Below are 17,671 nucleotides of genomic sequence, written 5' to 3'. Positions count from 1 at the left end.
CCCGGAGAGAGGTAGCAGTGAAGATCGTCGACGCGAGCGTGCTCGTGTGCGGTCCGGGCCGCAATTACGTGACCGTGCGGATCGAGACCGACGAGGGCGTGACCGGCCTGGGCGATGCCACCCTCAACGGGCGCGAGCTGTCCGTGGCCGCCTACCTGTCCGAGCACGTGCTGCCCACCCTGATCGGCGGCGACCCGCAGCGCATCGAGGACACCTGGCAGCAGCTCTACCGCGGCGCGTACTGGCGGCGCGGCCCGGTCACCATGGCCGCCATCGCCGCGGTGGACCTGGCGCTGTGGGACATCAAGGCCAAGGTCGCCGGACTGCCGCTCTACCAGCTGCTCGGCGGGGCCAGCCGGGACCGGGTCCGCACCTACGGGCACGCCGCCGGCCGTGACCTGCCCGAGCTGTTCGACTCGGTGCGCGCCCGGCAGGCCGAGGGCTATCAGGCCATCCGCATCCAGTCCGGAATCCCCGGCCTGCAACGGGTCTACTCCATCGCGCAGACCGAGAACACGCCGGGGATGCCGGTGGTGGAGGACTGGGACACCGCTGCCTACCTGCGGCACATCCCGGGTGTGTTCGAGGCGGTGCGCAACGAGTTCGGTCCGGAACTGCCGCTGCTGCACGACGTGCACCACCGGCTCACCCCGCAGCAGTCCGCCCGGCTGGCCAAGTCCCTGGAGCCCTACGACCTGTTCTGGCTGGAGGACTGCACCCCCGCCGAGGACCAGTCGGCGCTGCGCCTGGTGCGGCAGCACAGCACGATCCCGCTGGCCATCGGCGAGGTCTTCAACACCGTCTTCGACTACCAGACCCTGATCACCGAACGCCTGATCGACTTCGTCCGCTCCCCCGTCACCCACTTCGGCGGCGTCACCGCGGTGAAGAAACTGCTGGATTTCGCGGCCCTGTACCAGATTCGCAGTGGGCTGCACGGTCCGGCCGACATCTCCCCGGTGGGCATGGCCGCCGCGGTGCACCTGGGCCTGGCCGTGCACAACTTCGGCATCCAGGAGTACTCCGGCTACCCGGCCCAGGCCGCCGAGGTCTTCCACCCCGGCTACACCTTCACCGACGGCCACCTGCGCCCCAGCGAGGCCCCCGGCCTGGGCGTCACGCTGGACGAGCAGGCGATGGCCGCGCACCCGTACCGGCGGGACTACCTGCCGTACAACAGGTTGCTGGACGGCACCCTGCACGACTGGTGACCCACCGGCCCAGGTGCGGCCGAGGACCAGGACGAGGAAGCAGCAACCCCGGGGTTCACCGCCCGGGGCACGGTGGCCTGCCCTGCCCTGGCGGAAAGTGATCCACCCAGCCACGCATACCGAGGCGGCGTGGGGCGGCCGCGCAGATGGTTTCCGCGACGCGGTCGGCGTCGACGTCGAGCACCCGGGCGATGGGGTCGTTGCCGCCGGTGGCCACGGTGCGCCCGTCGGGGTTGAACGCCAGCGTCCACACCGCCTCGGGGTGGCCGGTGACGACCGCGGACTCCGAGGGGTGGCTGGGATCGCCGACATCCCACAGGCGCAGGGTGCGGTCCCAGCTGCCGGTGGCCAGGGTGCGGCCGTCGGAGCTCAGCGCGACCGCGTTGACGTTGTCGGCGTGCCGCACCACGGCCAGTGCGGTGGCCGTGCCGGTGTCCCACAGCCGCACCGTGCGGTCCCAGCTGCCGGTGGCCAGGGTCTTCCCGTCCCGGCTGAGCGCGACCGAGCTGACCCCGTCGGTGTGCCCGGTCAGCACGGCCAGTTCGTTGGGGCGGCGGGGATCGCGGAGGTCCCACAGCCGGGTGGTCCGGTCCCAGTCCGCGGTGGCCATCCTGGTGCCGTCGCCGCTGAAGGCGATCGCGTTGACCCCCTTGCGGTGCTGGGTGAGCACCGACAGCCTGCTCGGCCGACTTCCCGCAGCGACCTGCCACAGCGAGACCGTGGCGTCCAGGGCGGCCACGGCGAGGACCGGACCGTCCCCGGCGAAGGCGACGGCGCTCACCGGCTGGCCGTGTTCGGTGATCTCGTGCAGCGCCACGGGTTTCCGCGGATCGCCGAGGTCCCACAGCCGGGCCGTGTGGTCGTGGCTCGCGGTGGCCAGCAGGCGCCCGTCGGAGCTGAAGTCCAGTCCGCACACCGAACCCCGGTGACCGGCCAGCACCGCCACCTCGGTCCGGTCGCGGGTGTCCCACAGCCGCACCGTGTGATCCCGGCTGCCGGTGGCCAGCAGCCTGCCGTCCCGGCTGAAGGCCACCGCGCAGATCGAGTCGCCGTGACCGGCCAGGGTGGCGCCCGCCAGGTCCCACAGCCAGGTCGTGGCGTTCTTGCTGGCCGCGGCCAGGCCACGGCCGTCGGGGCTGAACGCCACCGACAGCACGTGGCCGGTGAGCCCGCTGAAGGTGGTCAGCTGGCGGCCGCCCGCGACCTCCCACAGCCGGGTCTCCCGGTCCAGGCCGCCGGTGGCCAGCAGCCGTCCGTTCGGGCTGAACGCGGCGGTGCGCACCACGTCGGTGTGCCCGGTCAGCACCCTGGGCGGCGCCTGCGGCGCGGCCAGGTCCCACAGCCGCACGGTGCGGTCCTGGCCGGTGGTGGCCAGCAGGCCGCTGTCCGGGCTGAACGCCACCCAGGTCACCGCCGCGGTGTGGCCGCGCAGCACGCGCGGCGCGCCGAGCCTGCCCGGCCCGGTCACCTCCCACAGCCAGGCGGTGCCGTCCCGGTTCGCGCTGGCCAGGTGCCTGCCGTCGGGGGCGAACGCCAGTGCCACGCTCACCGGCGGAACCGCGACCGCCGGCAGCTCGGCCGGCTGTCGCGGTTCCGCGGCATCCCACAACCGCACCCGGGAGTCGCCTGCCGCGGCCAGCACCCGGCCGTCCGGGCTGAACGCGACGGAGTGCACGCTCCCGGTGAACCCGGTGAGCACGGCCATGGTGCGCGGTGCGGCGGGATCGCCGATGTCCCACAGCCGCACCGTGTCGTCCCAGCTGCCGGTGGCCAGCAGCCTGCCGTCGGCGCGGAAGGCGACGCTGTGCACGTTCTCGGTGTGCCCGGCCAGGATCGCGATCTCCTTGGGGCGGCGCGGGTCCGCCAGGTCCCAGAGCCGGGCGGTGCCGTCCTTGCTCGCGGTGGCCAGCAGTCGCCCGTCCCGGCTGTAGGCGGCCATGTTCACCTCGTCCTGGTGTCCCAGGAGCTGGGTGGCGTACGGCGTGGTGAACGTGCTGAGCAGCGCGCCGCGGGTGCCCGTGGTCTGGGCCATGCGGTAGGCGGCCAGACCCAGCTGGGCCGCGGCCTCCGGATCGGCCGCGCGCAGCGCGTGGGACTGGGCCGCGACCTGCTGGCCGACCGCGATATCGCGTTGCCGGGCGGCGGCTTCGCTGGCCCGCAGCGCGTACACGGTGGTGCAAGCCGCCAGCACCAGGCACACGGTGAGCAGTCCGACCAGCCTGCGCATCCGGCGGGCGCCGCGCCGGGCGGTGAGCGCTTCCCCGGCCCGCGCGGCCATGCTCGCCTCGAGGAACTCCCGTTCCCGCCCGCTGAGCACCGAAGCGCTGTCCCTGGACAGTTCGGCGGCCTGGTCGAGGTGGGTGCCGCGGTAGAGCGCGCCGGGTTCGCGGCGCACCTGCTCCCACGCCTCGGTGGCCTCGGTGAGCCTGCGGTGCAGCCGGATCAGCTCCCGGTTCTCCGCTGCCCAGCGCCGCAGCCTCGGCCAGCGGCGGATCAGCGCCTCGTGGGTGATCTCCACCGTGTCCTGGTCCAGCGTCAGCAGCCGGGCGGTGGCCAGCCGGTCGAGCACGTGGGCCACCGCCGGGTCGGCCAGGTCCAGTTCACTGCGGCGGATCCGGCGTTTGGTGTCCTCGGTGCCCTCCCCCGGCGCGATCAGCCGGAGCAGCAGGTTGCGCGCGAGGCGTTGCTGATCCGCGGCCAGCCCCGCGTACACCGACTCCGCGGTCTGCGCGAGCGCGCCGTCGATGCCGCCGGAGGCGAGGAACCCGATCAGGGTCAGGGTGTTCCCGCGTCGCCGCCGCCAGGTCTCCAGCAACGCGTGCGAGAGCAGCGGCAACGCCCCCACCTGGCCGTGCGCGTCCGCGATGAGCCTGGCCAGCAGCGCGCCCTCCACGGTGCTCCCCGCGGTCACCGCGGGCTGCACGATCGCCGAGCGGAGTTCGTCGGTGGTCATCGGGCACACCGCGACCTGTGCCTGCCGCAGCTTCCCGAACAGCTGCGGATAGCCGGTGCAGTGCGGGTAGAAGTCGGCCCGGACGCCCAGGATCACCCGGCACCGGCTCTGCCGGCCGGCGGCCAGGGCCAGCAGCAGGTCGATGAACCGGCCGCGTTGCCCCGGATCGGCGCACAGGGTGAAGACCTCCTCGAACTGGTCGACCACCACGACCAGCTCGGCGGCGTCCGGCGCCGCGGCCAGGCGCGCGTGCGCCAGCTCCACCGCGGACCGCGGCTCCGTCGCCACCGGCGTCCCGCCGAGGGCCAGGCCCAGCTCCTCGACCGGATTCGCGCCGGGTGAGAACAGCAGCACCGGCCAGTCCGCAGGCAGCCGAGGGAGCAGTCCGGCCCGCAGCACCGAGGACTTGCCCGCGCCCGAGGCGCCGAAGACCGCGACCAGTCGCCGCTGCCGCACCAGCGACCGCAGCTCCTCCACCAGCCGTTCCCGGCCGAAGAACCAGTCCGCGTCCGCCCGCTGGAAGGCCGCCAGTCCGACGTAGGGCGCGGCCTCGCCGTCGGCGGCGGGCGGGGTCTCGGTGCCGACCTCGACAGCCACCTCGTGCCAGCGGCGTTCCCACCCGGCCTGGTCACCGGCGCAGCCGCGGACGTAGGCCAGGGTCACGGCCAGCGTCGGCAGTTTCCGGCCTGCCGCGGCCTGGGACAGGCTGGCCACGGAGTAGTGCACCCGCTGCGCCAGCACGCGATAGGTCGGGCTGCCCGCGGCCTCGCGCAGTGCGCGCAGATCGGCCGCAAAGCGCAGCAACGCGTTGTCCCCGTTGTCCAACGGACGTTCCACCCGTGGCACGGCGTTCACCCCCCAGTTTCGCCCGCGCCATTGTGACCGGCGGAAACAGGGCACACATCGGCCAACCGGCCGCACCGGGTTGTTCACGCCTTGGTTGTTCACATCGGCCCGACGACCGTGAACAACCGCCAGCTCCTAGAACTACCCCCACGCCACACCCGCTCGTCCTAACTGGGGGAAAGAGCAACCATGGGAACGTCTTCCGCACCCGTACGCGGCCGGTCCACCACCGGCCGCGTCGTGTTGTCCGTCCTGGTCGCCGCGATGGTCGCGAGCGTGGTGTCCTCGGTCCCACCCGAGCCGGACCGGCCACCGGCGCCCACCCCGGTGGCCGCGGCGCCCGACGCGGCCACCGCCGTCGCGGCGGCCGTGCGGCAGAACTCCCCGGTCGAGGTGCTCGGCGAACGCACCGGGACCCGGACCGTGCTGGCCCATCCCGACGGCAGGCACACCGCGAAACTGACCGCCCAGCCGACCCGGTTCCAGCGGGACGGCGCCTGGGTGCCGATCGACCGGACCCTGCACGCCCGGCCGGACGGCGCCATCGCGCCCAGGGCGGTGGCGGAGGACGTGGCCCTCTCCGGTGGTGGCACCGCGCCGTTGCTGAGCCTGGCCGACGGGGAGAACCGGCTCGCCCTGCACTGGCCGGACAAACTGCCCACGCCCCGGCTGGCGGGCAACGAGGCGACCTATCCCGAGGTGCTGCCCGGCGTGGACCTGCTCATGCGCGCCGAACCACACGGCTACCAGCAGCTGGTGGTGATCAAGACCGCGGCGGCGGCGCGGAACCCCGCGCTGGCCAGGATCGGGCTGCGGGCCGAGACCAGCGGGCTGTCCCTGACCGCCGACGAGCACGGCGCGCTGCGGGCGGTGGACCGGGCGGGCAGGCTGGTCTACAGCTCAGCGCCCTCGGTGATGTGGGACGCGGGCCGCACCCGCACCGCGCCGGTGGGCGTCGAGGTCGCCAAGGGCGTGCTGACCCTGGTGCCGGACCAGGGTTTCCTGGCCGACCCGGCCACCGTGTACCCGGTGACGGTGGACCCGACCGTCACCCCCTTCCACAAGTCCCAGTGGGCCACCACGCTCTCCGGCAAGCCGGGCACCACCTACTGGGGCAAGAGCGCGGACCCGAACCACCCGGACTGGGCCCAGGTCGGGCAGTGCTACAACGCGCACGGCGACTGCCGCGGCATCGGCGAGGCGTGGGCCTACTTCCAGTTCGAGACCGGCTTCCTCAGCGACAAGAACGTGCACTGGGCCAGGTTCTACACGGTGCCCGCGCACAGCCCGAACTGCAACACCTACACCCACCTGATGCGGCACTTCCACCACGGCATCAACGGTGACATCCGGTGGGACAACCGGCCGGTCGGTCCGGCCTGGACGGAGTTCCCCGCGCCGCCGGGCGTGGGCTGTGCCGGGCACCGAGGGGTCGAGATCGACGTCGCGGGCGCGCTCAACCGCGGCGGTACCACCACGTTCTCCCTGCAGGCCCTGCACGGCGGGGTCCAGGAGGCCTGGCGCAAGTACTACTCCGGCAGCACCTGGGTGGAGGTGGAGTGGAACCGGATCCCGCTCGACCCGACCGGTCTGCGCACCGATCCGCCGCTGCCCCAGCCTTGCCGGTGGTGTGCGGGCGTGTCCTACACCGGCGACGCCTCGCTGCGGATGATCGCCGAGGTGGCCGACCCGGACCAGGACCAGGTCAGGGCGAGCTGGCGGGCCCAGGTGCAGGGCAGGCCGCTGTGGACGAAGGACGCCGATGACTTCAAGCCCTCCGGGGTCAGCCACGACTGGGTGCTGGACCTGAGGAACGAGCACGGCAAACAGGTCGCCTGGTGGGTGCACGGCGTGGACCGGGCCACCGGCGGCGGGGCCAGCCACGGACAGGCGTTCGCGGTGGACCGGGTCGGCGTCACGGCCAAACCGGAGGTGCGCAGCGCGGCCTACCCGGAGGACAACGACTGGCACGGTGGAGTGGGCGTGCCCGGCTCGTTCACCTTCGCCCCCGGCGCGACCTGCGACGCGCAGAACTCCCAGGGCGTCTGCGATATCGACCACTACCGCTACGGCTGGACGAACCCGCCATCGGCCGGGTCCAAGGTGAACGCCGACGCGCTCGGCGGCCCGGCGACCGCGCAGCTGGCCCCGCCGGGGGACGGGCCGCGGACGCTGTACGTGCAGAGCGTGGACCGGGCCGGGCACGCCAGCCCGATCAAGGAGCACCGGGTCTACGTGCGGCCGGGCACCGGCCCGTACGCCAAGTGGTCGATGGAGGGCAATGTCAACGACACCGCCTTCCTCGGTGACCGGCACGGCAGCACGCAGGGCACCGTGACCTACGCGCCGGGCGCGGTCGGCTCGGCGATGGTCACCGACGGCGCGCCGGGAACCCAGGTCACCGCGCCGAACGCGGTGCGCACCGACTCGGGCTTCTCGGTCTCGGCCTGGGTGAAGCCGGCCCAGACCGACGGCGCCCGGCGCACCATCCTGCGCCAGGACGGCACCACGCAACCGGGCTTCGAACTCCGCTACGACGGTGCCACCAGGTCCTGGGTGATCGCCTTCGCGCAGGAGGATTCGGCGCGGCCGGACCAGGAGGTCTACCTGGTCCGCTCGACCATCGAGCCGGTGGCCGGCATCTGGACCCACCTCGCCGCCACCTACGACCCCGCCTCCCGGCAGATCGCCCTCTACGTCGACGGCGTGCCCGCGGGCACCGCGCAGCGGCGGGTGGCCTGGCACGCGGGCGGCCAGGTGCGGATCGGGCCGGACTGGAGCGGCGCCCTGGACGAGGTGGCGCTCTACGACCGGGTGCTCTCCCCGGCCGAGGTCGGCGCCGAGGTGCGCAGGGACAACGTGCAGACGGGGTACTGGCGGTTGGACGACAAGGACGGCCGGACCGCGGCCAACTCCGCGGAGGGCGGCGAGGCCGGGATCCTGCACGGGGACGCCAGATTCACCGAGGGCGGCGCGGTCAACCGGTCGCTGCAACTCGACGGTGACGGCGACCACGTGGCCACCACCAGGCCCGCGGTGCGCACCGACCGGAGCTTCTCGGTGGCCGCCTGGGTCAAGGCGGACCGGTTCGTCACCGGCGGCACCTCGATGACCGCGGTGAGCCAGGACGGCGACCGGCACAGCGGTTTCTTCCTGCAGTACAACAGCGAGCACAACGGATGGCTGTTCACCAGGTTCGTCGAGGACGAGGACGAGATGCCGCCGGTGGCCTGGATCGGGTTGAAGGCCAAGCAGAAACCGGTGGCCGGTGTGTGGACCCACCTGGCGGCCACGTTCAACGCCGCCGACCGGAAGATGACCATCTTCGTCAACGGCGAGCACGGCGGCGAGATGACCCTGCCCACCGCACCCTGGCACGCCGGCGGTCCGCTGGTGATCGGGCGCGGCAAGTTCAAGGGCAACCCGGTCGATCACTGGCCGGGCGCGGTGGATGAGGTCCGCACCTACAGCCGGGCGCTCTCCGCGGCCGAACTGGAGGGCATCGTCACCCGCAACCAGGTGCTGGCCGGGTCCTGGAAGCTCAACGGCGACCTGATCGACGACAGCCCGAACGCCCGCAACGGTGAGGCCAGGGGCAATCCGGCGTGGACGGCCGGTCAGGCCTCGATCCCCGACCCGGCGGACATGGCGCTGAGCCTGGACGGGGTCGACGACCACGTGCGCACCGCCCCGGTGGTGGACACCACGCAGAGCTACTCGGTCTCGGCCTGGGTGCGGCTGACCGAGCGGCAGTCGGGCTGGCACGCGGTGGCCAGTCAGGTCGGGGCGAAGGTGCCCGCGTTCACCATGGGCTACAGCGGTTCCGACGCGAATCCGCCGCACCGCTGGGTGGCCCAGATCAACGGTCCGGACGCGAACAACCCGAGGGTGACCAGGACGACCTCGGACGTCCAGGCGCAGACCGGGGTGTGGACCCACCTGGCCGCGGTCTACCGGGCGGGCACCGGCGAGCTGACGCTCTACGTCAACGGCGCCCAGTCCGCCTACGCCAAGCTGACCGATCAGCCCACCTTCAACGCGCAGGCCGGTTTCGAGATCGGGCGTGGCCTGTGGAACGGCGGGTTCGGTGAGTTCTTCCGCGGCGCCGTCGACGATGTGAAGGTGCACAGCCGGGCGCTGTTCGGCGAGGAGATCCGGGTGATGGCCGGTCGCGATCCGGCGCTGGTGCACCACTACCGCTTCGACGAGGGCGGCGGCAGCACGGCGGCGGACGCGGTCGGCGCGCGGCCCGCCACGCTCAGCGGCGCGGTGTACGGGCCGGGGCGGGTGGGCAACGCGGTCCGCTTCGACGGCAAGGACGACGTCGCCTCCACCACCGGGGTGGACCTGCGCACCGACAGCGCGTTCACCGTCTCGGCCTGGGTCAACCTGGACAAGCCCGGACCGTGCGCCGGGGTGTGCACGATGACGGCGGTCAGCGCCGACGGCGGGCGGACCGGCCAGTCCAGCAAGTTCCGCCTTGGCCACCGGATCGACAACGACCAGGCGCCGGACGGCAAGTGGGTCTTCGAGATGCCCGAGCGCGACGGCTCGGTGACCGAGGCCGCGATCTCGGTGCGGCCCAGTCAGTTCAACACCTGGGTGCAACTGGTCGGGGTCTACGACGCCAGGGCCGGTCAGGTCTGGCTGTACGTACACGCCGGTGGCGAGGAGGCCGATGTGGACGATGGCACGCTGCTCGGCCCCTGGCATGCCGAGGACGGCGCGCTGCGCGTCGGCCGGGGCCAGCGGGACGGTGCGGCGGCGGGTCACTGGCGGGGCAGTGTGGACGATGTCCGGCTCTACGCGACCGGGCTGGAGGCGGAGCGGATCACCGCGCTGCACCGGTCCTACGCGGCCAGTGCCGCGGCGCCGGAACTGCCGGTGGCCGGTGGCGGGCACTGGCGGTTCAACGAGAACAGCGGCAGCACCGCGGTGGATGCCAGCGACCGCGCCCAGCCCGCCACGCTGCGCGGCGGGGTGAGCCGGGCCTCCGGCCGGGAGGGCACCGGGCTGCGGCTGGACGGCACCAGTGGGTTCGCCGAGACGGCCACCCCGGTGGTGAACACGGCGCAGAGTTTCTCCCTCAGCGCCTGGGCCCAGGTGAGCCGCAACTCCGGCGACCACCAGACCGTGGTGGCCCAGGACGGCGCCACGCAGAGCACTTTCCTGTTGCAGTACCAGCCATCCACCGGCCGGTGGACCTTCGAGGTGCCGGTGGAGGGCAAGGACAGCATCGTGGTCTGGTCGGCCGAGCCGGGGCAGGTGGGGCTGTGGACACATGTCGCGGTGACCTATGACGCGGTGCTCAAACAGGCCCGCTTCTACCTCAACGGCATGGTCTCCACCGTCCACGTCGGACTGTCCATTCCGGAGTCGACGGGGAAGTTCACCATCGGGCGGGGCAAGCGCAAGGGCGGTGACATCGACTTCTTCGCGGGCAACCTGGACGATGTGCGGGTCTTCGACCGCAGGGCGCTGACCGAGGGCGAGATCCGCAGGCTGCACGACGACGTGCCGGTCCAGAACCACGGCACCTGGTCCTTCGAGGGCTCGGTTGCCGACACCTCGCCCAGGGCCGCGCCGACCACCGTCTCCGGCAGCACCCGCTACGAGCCGGGGATCCGCGGTCAGGCGCTGTGGCTGGACGGCCGCACCGGCTCGGCGGCGACCCAGCAGCCGAGTGTGAACATGCTGGACAGCTTCACCGTCTCGGCCTGGGCCAAGCTCACCAGTGCCGGGGCCGACGCGACCATCCTCGGCCAGGACGGCGCCCGGATGAGTGGTTTTGTCCTGCAGTACAACAAGGACATCGGCCGCTGGGTCTTCGGCGCGGCCAAGCAGGACGCCGACCTGGAACAGCTCGTGCACGCGCATTCCCCGCGCGCGCCGGAGCTGAACACCTGGACCCACCTGACCGGCGTCTACGACAACGCCGCCCGCGAACTGCGGCTCTACGTCAACGGTGAACTGGTCGACGTGCAGGACAACGCGCCGCTGTGGCCGGCCTGGGGTGGCTTCACCCTCGGCCGGGGCAAGGTCAACGGCCAGGCAGCGAGTCACTTCGCCGGTCTGCTGGACGAGGTGCGCACCGACCTCGGGATCGTGCCCGCCCAGGAGATCGCCCAGCGGGCCGCCACTCCGGCTCCCCCCGGCGGGCAGCTGGCCCGATTCGTCACCGCCTCGGGTCAGCGCGGCACGGCCAACTCCGCGGCCAACCCGGCCGATCCGTTCGACCCGGTGCCGGCCGGTCACCGGTTCGACCGGCCGCTGGGCAGGCTGCTCCCGGCCGAGCAGCCCGAGACCCGGCTGCTGGTCACCTGCCGGGCCGGGACCGAGGAGTTCACCTCCACCGACCCCACCTGTGCCGGTGGGACCAAGGTCGCCGACCTCGGCTGGGCGTACCAGAGCCCACCGGAGACGGTGCCCACGGTCGCGCTCTACCGCTGTGTCAGCGGAACCGACCGGTTCGACTCGCTCGACCCCGGCTGCGAGGGCGGGACCCAGCAGGAACTGCTCGGCCACACCGTCGCGCAGGCGCCACTGGCCACCTACCGGCACACCCAGGACGAGGAGCTGACCACCACGATCCTCGGCGCCGCGCCGGGCTATCGACTGGAGGGCACGCCGGGCCTGGTGCTGCTGGCCGAAGTGGACGGCACGCGACCGCTGTGGGCCTGTCGCAAGGGCCTGGACTCCTACCTCAGCGCGGACACCGCCTGCGGCGGGGACACCCAGGTCGGCGCGGTCGGCCGGGTGTGGACGGAGCCGCGGCCCGGCTCGTCGAGCACGCCGCTGCACCTGTGCCAGACGGCCCGCGGTGAGCGGTTCAACTCCACCGATCCGAACTGCGCGGCGGCGGGCACCCCGCCCGCCGTGCTGCTCGGCCACCTGCTGACCACGGGAACCAGGGCGGATGGGCGATGAGACAACACTGGATGAGACGCGTTGTGTCCCGGGCGGTGCTGGTCGTGCTGACCGCCGCACTGCTGCCCGCACTGCCGGTCGCCGCGGCCGCGGCGGCCTCCCCCGGACCGTCGGTGCCGTTGCCTGGCACGAACTCGGCGGCCGTGGCGGCCGAACCGGGTCAGTCCCGCGGGCCGGACGAGGCATCCCGCCGGGCGCTCTCCGGCGACCAGTCCCCGATCGCGAACACCCCGGACGCCGGCACCCCGGCGGCGACCTCGCTGTCCCCCTCGGCGACCTGGGAGGTGGCCGCGCACAGCGGTGACTTCAGCTGGTCCTACCCGCTGCGGGTGCCACCGGCGCCCGGCGGGCTGGAGCCGGATCTCGCGCTGTCCTACCGTTCCTCCTCTGTGGACGGTCGTTCCAGCGTGACGAACAACCAATCCTCCTGGATCGGCGAGGGCTGGGACCTGTGGCCGGGCTTCATCGAACGCAGCTACGGCAGCTGCCTGGACGACGGCCACCAGACCGGGGACCTGTGCTGGCGCAACGACAACGCCACCGCCTCCTTCCCCGGCTCGGGCGGCACGCTGATCCGCGGCGAGGGCGACACCCGGTGGCACCTCAAGTCCGACGACGGGGCCAAGGTCGAGCGGATCCGGGATCCCGGCCACCGCAACGGGGACAACGACGGCGAGCACTGGAAGATCACCACCACCGACGGCACCCAGTACTGGTTCGGCTCCCAGCCGGACTCCAGGTCGACCTGGACGGTGCCGGTCTTCGGCGACGACCGCGACGAGCCCTGCAACCGCGGCACCTACGACACCTCGCACTGCGTGCAGGCCTGGCGGTGGAACCTGGACAAGGTGGTGGACCGCAACGGAAACGCGATCCGCTACTTCTACGAGCCGGAGACCAACCGCTACGGCCTGAACATCAAGAAGGCCGGCGTCGACTACATCCGCGGCGGCACCCTGCAACGCATCGACTACGGCCTGCACGAGGGCCTGTCCACGCCCGCGACCGGACGGGTCGAGTTCACCCTGGCCGACCGCTGCGTGCCCGGCCTGCCCGCGGCCTCCTGCGGGCAGGACAAGACCGGGAACTGGCCGGACACCCCGCTGAACCTCGGTTGCGGCACACCGGAATGCGATGACCACGTGCCCTCGTTCTGGACCACCAAACGACTGACCGCGATCACCACGATGGTCCGGCGGGGCACGGACTACACGCCGGTGGACCGGTGGACGCTGGGCCAGCTCTACCCCGAACCCGGCGACCCCAGCGGCCAGCGCAAGGAGAACGCCGCGCTCTGGCTCAAGGAGATCAGGCACACCGGCCTGGTGCACGGTTCGATCGAACTGCCGCCGGTCACCTTCGAGGGCACCCAGCTGGCCAACCGGGTGGACGGGCCGGGCGACGGCCGCTCCGCGATCTGGCGGTACCGGGTCACCGGGGTGATCTCCGAATCCGGCGGCGTCACCTCGGTCAACTACGCCCCGACCGAGTGCACCCCGGCCAACGTGCCCGCCAAGCACGAGGACAACCGGATGCGCTGCTACCCGGTGAAGTGGAAGAAACCCAGCGGCGCGGTGGAAACCCAGTGGTTCCACAAGTACGTGGTGTCCTCGGTGATCCAGTCCGACCTGGTCTCCAGCAGCACCCAGACCGAGACCCGCTACGAGTACCTGGACGGCGCGGCCTGGCGCTGGGACAACTCGGAGTTCGCCAAGGAGGAGACCAGGACCTGGAACGAGTTCCGCGGCTACGGCCGGGTGCGCACCCGCACCGGCGCCACCGACGACCCCGGCGGCAGCCCGGTGGCCATGATCGAACAGCGCTACCACCGCGGCATGCACGGCGACCGCGGCCGCCAGGAGATCCGGGTGTCGGACTCCCTCGGCGAGTCCGGCACGAGTTCCCGGGTGGACTGGGACTGGTTGCAGGGCATGGAATTCGAGACCACCACCTACGCCGACGGGCAGAGCGCGGACCCGGCGGTGCTGGAACGCACGGTCAGCCACCCGGTGTGGCACGGCCCGACCGCGAGCCGGGATCCGCACCAGTCCTACATCGTGCGCAACGGCACCGAACGCCGGTTCACCGCGCTGGCGTCAGGCGGCTTCCGGCAGACCAAGACCGTCACCTCCTACGACCACCCTGTCGCCCCCGGCCTGTTCCCGACCAGGGTGGACGACCTGGGTGATGTGGCCACCGGCGCGGACGACCGGTGCACCACGACCGCCTACTCCCCCAACACCACCACCTGGCACCTGGACCTGCCGGTGGGCGAACGGGTCGTCTCGGTCGGGTGCGGCAGCACGCCGAGGTTCCCCGAGCACGCCCTGTCCGAGGGCCGCTTCGGCTACGACGACCGCGGCAACAAGACCAGCGTCGAGGTCGCCAGGGAACGACCGGCCTCCGGTCCGGTGTGGACCTCCGCGGGCACCGCCAAGTACGACCGGCACGGCCGGGTCACCGAGTCCACCGACCCGATGGGCAGGCGGAGCACCAACGGGCACACCCCGGCCGAGGGCGGCCCGGTCACCGCGGTCACCGCGACCAGCCCGGCCACCCAGACACTGCCCCAGGGCCTGGTCACCACGACCACCCTGGAACCGGCCACCGGGACGGCGGTCAAGGAGGTCGACCCCAACGGCCGGGTCACCGAACTGGCCTACGACGCACTCGGCCGCCGCACCCAGGTCTGGCTGGCCAACCGGCCCCGCTCGGACAATCCCAGGGGCAGCACCGAATACGCCTACCAGATCCGCCGGGAAGCGCCCTCGGTGGTGACCACCAGCCAGGTCGGCCCCAACGGCGCGCACACCACCAGCACCGCCCTGTTCGACGGGTCGCTGCGGCCACGGCAGACCCAGCGGGCCGCGGCCGGTGGCGGACGGCTGCTGGTGGACACCCGGTACGACTCGCACGGCCGCGCTTACAAGACAACCCAGCCCTACTTCAACGCCGACCCGGTGGACGGCGTGCTCCGGGTCGCCGCCGACACCGAGATCCCCGGCCTGACCCGCACCAGGTTCGACGGCCTCGGCCGGCCGGTCAGCGCGGTGTACCAACAGGGCGCGCACGATGCCTGGTCGAGCACCACCGGCTACGGCGGCGACCGCACGCACAGCACACCACCGAACGGGGGCACCGCGACCACGGTGCTCACCGACGCGCACGGCCGCACCACCGAGCGCCGCCAGTACCACGCGCCAACGCCGACCGGGAGTTTCGAGGCCACCAGGTACGCCTACGCGCCCAGCGGCCAGCTCGCCGAGGTGACCGGACCGGACGGGGCGGTGTGGCGCTTCGGCTACGACCTGCGCGGCCGCCGGACCAGCTCCACCGACCCGGACGCGGGCCTCACCACGATGGAATACGACGACGCGGGCAGGCTCACCTCGACCAGGAACCAGTTGGGCCGCAGCACCTTCCGCGGCTACGACGAGCTGGGCCGCAAGACCGAACTGCGGGAGTCCGGGCCCACCGGGCCGGTGCTGGCGCGCTGGACCTACGACACGGCGGGGGCGGGCAAGGGCCTGCCAGCCACCGCGACCAGGTTGCTCGGCGCGGACAGCTACACCAGCAGGATCGGTGGCTACACGGCGCTGAACAAGGTGCTGAACACCTCGGTGACGCTGCCCGCCAGCGCCGGACTGCTCGCGGGCACCTACACCTGGGGCTTCGGCTACGGCGCCGACGGCACCGTCACCGGCGAGACCTACCCGGGCGTGCCGAACGCGGACAACCTCGGCGCGCAGACGGTCAACCACGACCACGACCACTCCGGCAGGCCCACGGTCACCCGCACCGGCGGCGGGGTCAAGCTGGTCAGCGGCACGCTGTACACCCGCTACGGCGAGGTCGAGCGCCTCGAACAGGGCGCCGAACCGCGCCGGGCCTGGCAGTCCTTCTACTACCACACCAGCACCCGGCGCCTGATGCGGTCCATTGTGGACACCGAGACGGCGGCCCCGATGCGATCGGACGTGCACTACACCTACGACAAGGCGGGCACGATCACCTCGATGGCCGACCGGACCCTGGAACGGCCCGCCGACATCCAGTGCCTGCGGCACGACCACCTGCGCAGGCTGACCGAGGCGTGGACCACGGCGGCCGCGCAGTGGCGGGAACCCGACGGCACAACGGATGGCGGTTGCACGGCCGAGCCCGGCGACTCCGCAGGGGCTGACGGCCCCGCGCCGTACCGGCACTCCTACCGGCACGGCCCCGGCGGCAACCGGGTCGAGGAAACCCACCACGTGGCAGGAGCCAAGCGCACCAGGGAATACCGCTACCCCACCGGGTCCCAGCCGCACACGCTGCGCACGGTGGCCGGTCCGGCAGGCACCGAGAGCTACGACTACGACGCCATCGGCCAGCTCACCCGGCGGGTCACCCCCGGCTCCGACCAGACCCTGGAGTGGGACGCCGAAGGCCGTCTGGCCAAGGTGACCGGCACCGGCGGCGAGACCGGCTACGTCTACGACGCCGACGGCACCCGCCTGCTGCGCAAGGATTCCGGTGGCACCACGCTGTACCTGGGCAAGCAGGAGGTCTTCCTGCCCGCGGCCGGTGGCAAGCCGACCGTCACCCGCTACTACAGCCACGGCGGGAGGATCGTGGCCATGGCCAAGGGCGCCACGATGACCTGGCTGGCCGGCGATCACCAGGGCACCGGCCAGGTGGCGGTCAACACCGAGACCCTGGCCGTGTCCCAGCGCCGTCAGCTGCCCTACGGCGGCCCGCGCGGGGAGCAGCAGGGGGCGTGGCCGGGGGAACGCGGTTTCGTCGGGGGCACCATGGACGCCTCGACCGGGCTGACCAACCTGCGGGCCCGCGAGTACGACCCCGGCACCGGCCGGTTCATCAGCCCCGACCCGGTGATGGACGTGGCCGATCCGCAGCAGATGCACGGCTACTCCTACGCCAACAACAACCCGGTCACCTTCAGCGACCCCTCCGGCCTGGCCTGCAGCGGCCCGGACGGCATCGGCTGCGGTCACAAGGTCAGCAAGGAGGGCTACGGCGACCAGCGGGACGACGGCAACCGGACCAGGTACAAGGCGGCCCAGAACAGGTGGGTCAACAACTACCGGGCCGAACGGGCGCGGATCCAGGAGAAGCTGCGGCAGCCGGTCCGGCGCAACGGCGACGGCATCCGCTGTGCCGACGGCGCCAAGACCTGCAAGACCTCCGTTGACGCGGACGCGGCACGGGAACGCCACCGGCGGGATCTGGAACGCTCGCAGGTCATCAGGGAGCAGATGAACGCGACCTTCCCCAAGGAGGCCAAGGCGTTCATCCTCGAACTCGACGGGGTCAACTGGGCCAGTTTCGAGTCGGGCTCGGTCTGCATCGAGGCGGGCGGGGGCGTCCTGGTGCACGCCTCCGTGACCGGGTGCATCAACTGGGACTCGGTGGGCTTCACGGTGAGCGGCAACGTCAAGGGCGGCCTGAAGTTCGGTGGTGGCGCCAGCATCACGGTGGTCGTCCGGGCCAACGACCAGGCCGCGGACAAGGTGGACGCGGGCCTCAACTTCAGCGGAGAGGTCGGCCCGAAGGTGATCGCCGGGGTGGGCGGCGGGGTCAAGGCGGCCGCCGAACACAGCCTGCTCGACGGCGGTCGCAGCGCCTCGCTCGAATTCGAGTTCGGCACGGGCGCGGACGTCAGCCTCGGCGGCGGGTACGTCCAGCTCGGGCTCAACCCTGGGTACCGGAAGAAGTGGGACGAGTTCTAGTC

General features: G+C 72.4%; 4 protein-coding genes. 3 read left to right on the top strand and 1 reads right to left on the bottom strand.

Annotated features, from left to right (window positions below; translation table 11 throughout):
- The first annotated feature begins 17 nt into the window (after positions 1-17).
- On the top strand, positions 18-1,211 hold the full coding sequence (manD, locus tag HNR67_RS24240) for a D-mannonate dehydratase ManD (protein ID WP_185004531.1): 1,194 nt from the start codon (positions 18-20) through the stop codon (positions 1,209-1,211).
- A gap of 55 nt (positions 1,212-1,266) precedes the next feature.
- Here the strand turns inward: manD and HNR67_RS46330 are convergent, their stop codons facing one another.
- Positions 1,267-5,010, bottom strand: a complete 3,744-nt coding sequence (locus tag HNR67_RS46330) for an nSTAND1 domain-containing NTPase (RefSeq protein ID WP_185004530.1) — start codon at positions 5,008-5,010, stop codon at positions 1,267-1,269.
- A 189-nt stretch (positions 5,011-5,199) separates the two neighbouring features.
- Here HNR67_RS46330 and HNR67_RS24230 point away from each other — a divergent pair, with 189 nt between their 5' ends.
- Both HNR67_RS24230 and HNR67_RS24225 read left to right on the top strand, forming a co-directional pair.
- Positions 5,200-11,937: a LamG domain-containing protein gene (locus HNR67_RS24230; protein WP_185004529.1), complete on the top strand. Its 6,738-nt coding sequence runs from the start codon at positions 5,200-5,202 to the stop codon at positions 11,935-11,937.
- 11 nt (positions 11,938-11,948) lie between these two features.
- Positions 11,949-17,669: an RHS repeat-associated core domain-containing protein gene (locus tag HNR67_RS24225; RefSeq protein ID WP_185004528.1), complete on the top strand. Its 5,721-nt coding sequence runs from the start codon at positions 11,949-11,951 to the stop codon at positions 17,667-17,669.
- The last annotated feature ends 2 nt before the right edge of the window (positions 17,670-17,671 follow it).

It is taken from the genome of Crossiella cryophila (assembly GCF_014204915.1).
Classification (GTDB): Bacteria; Actinomycetota; Actinomycetes; order Mycobacteriales; family Pseudonocardiaceae; genus Crossiella; species Crossiella cryophila.
This window is presented reverse-complemented; position numbering and strand designations above follow the sequence as displayed.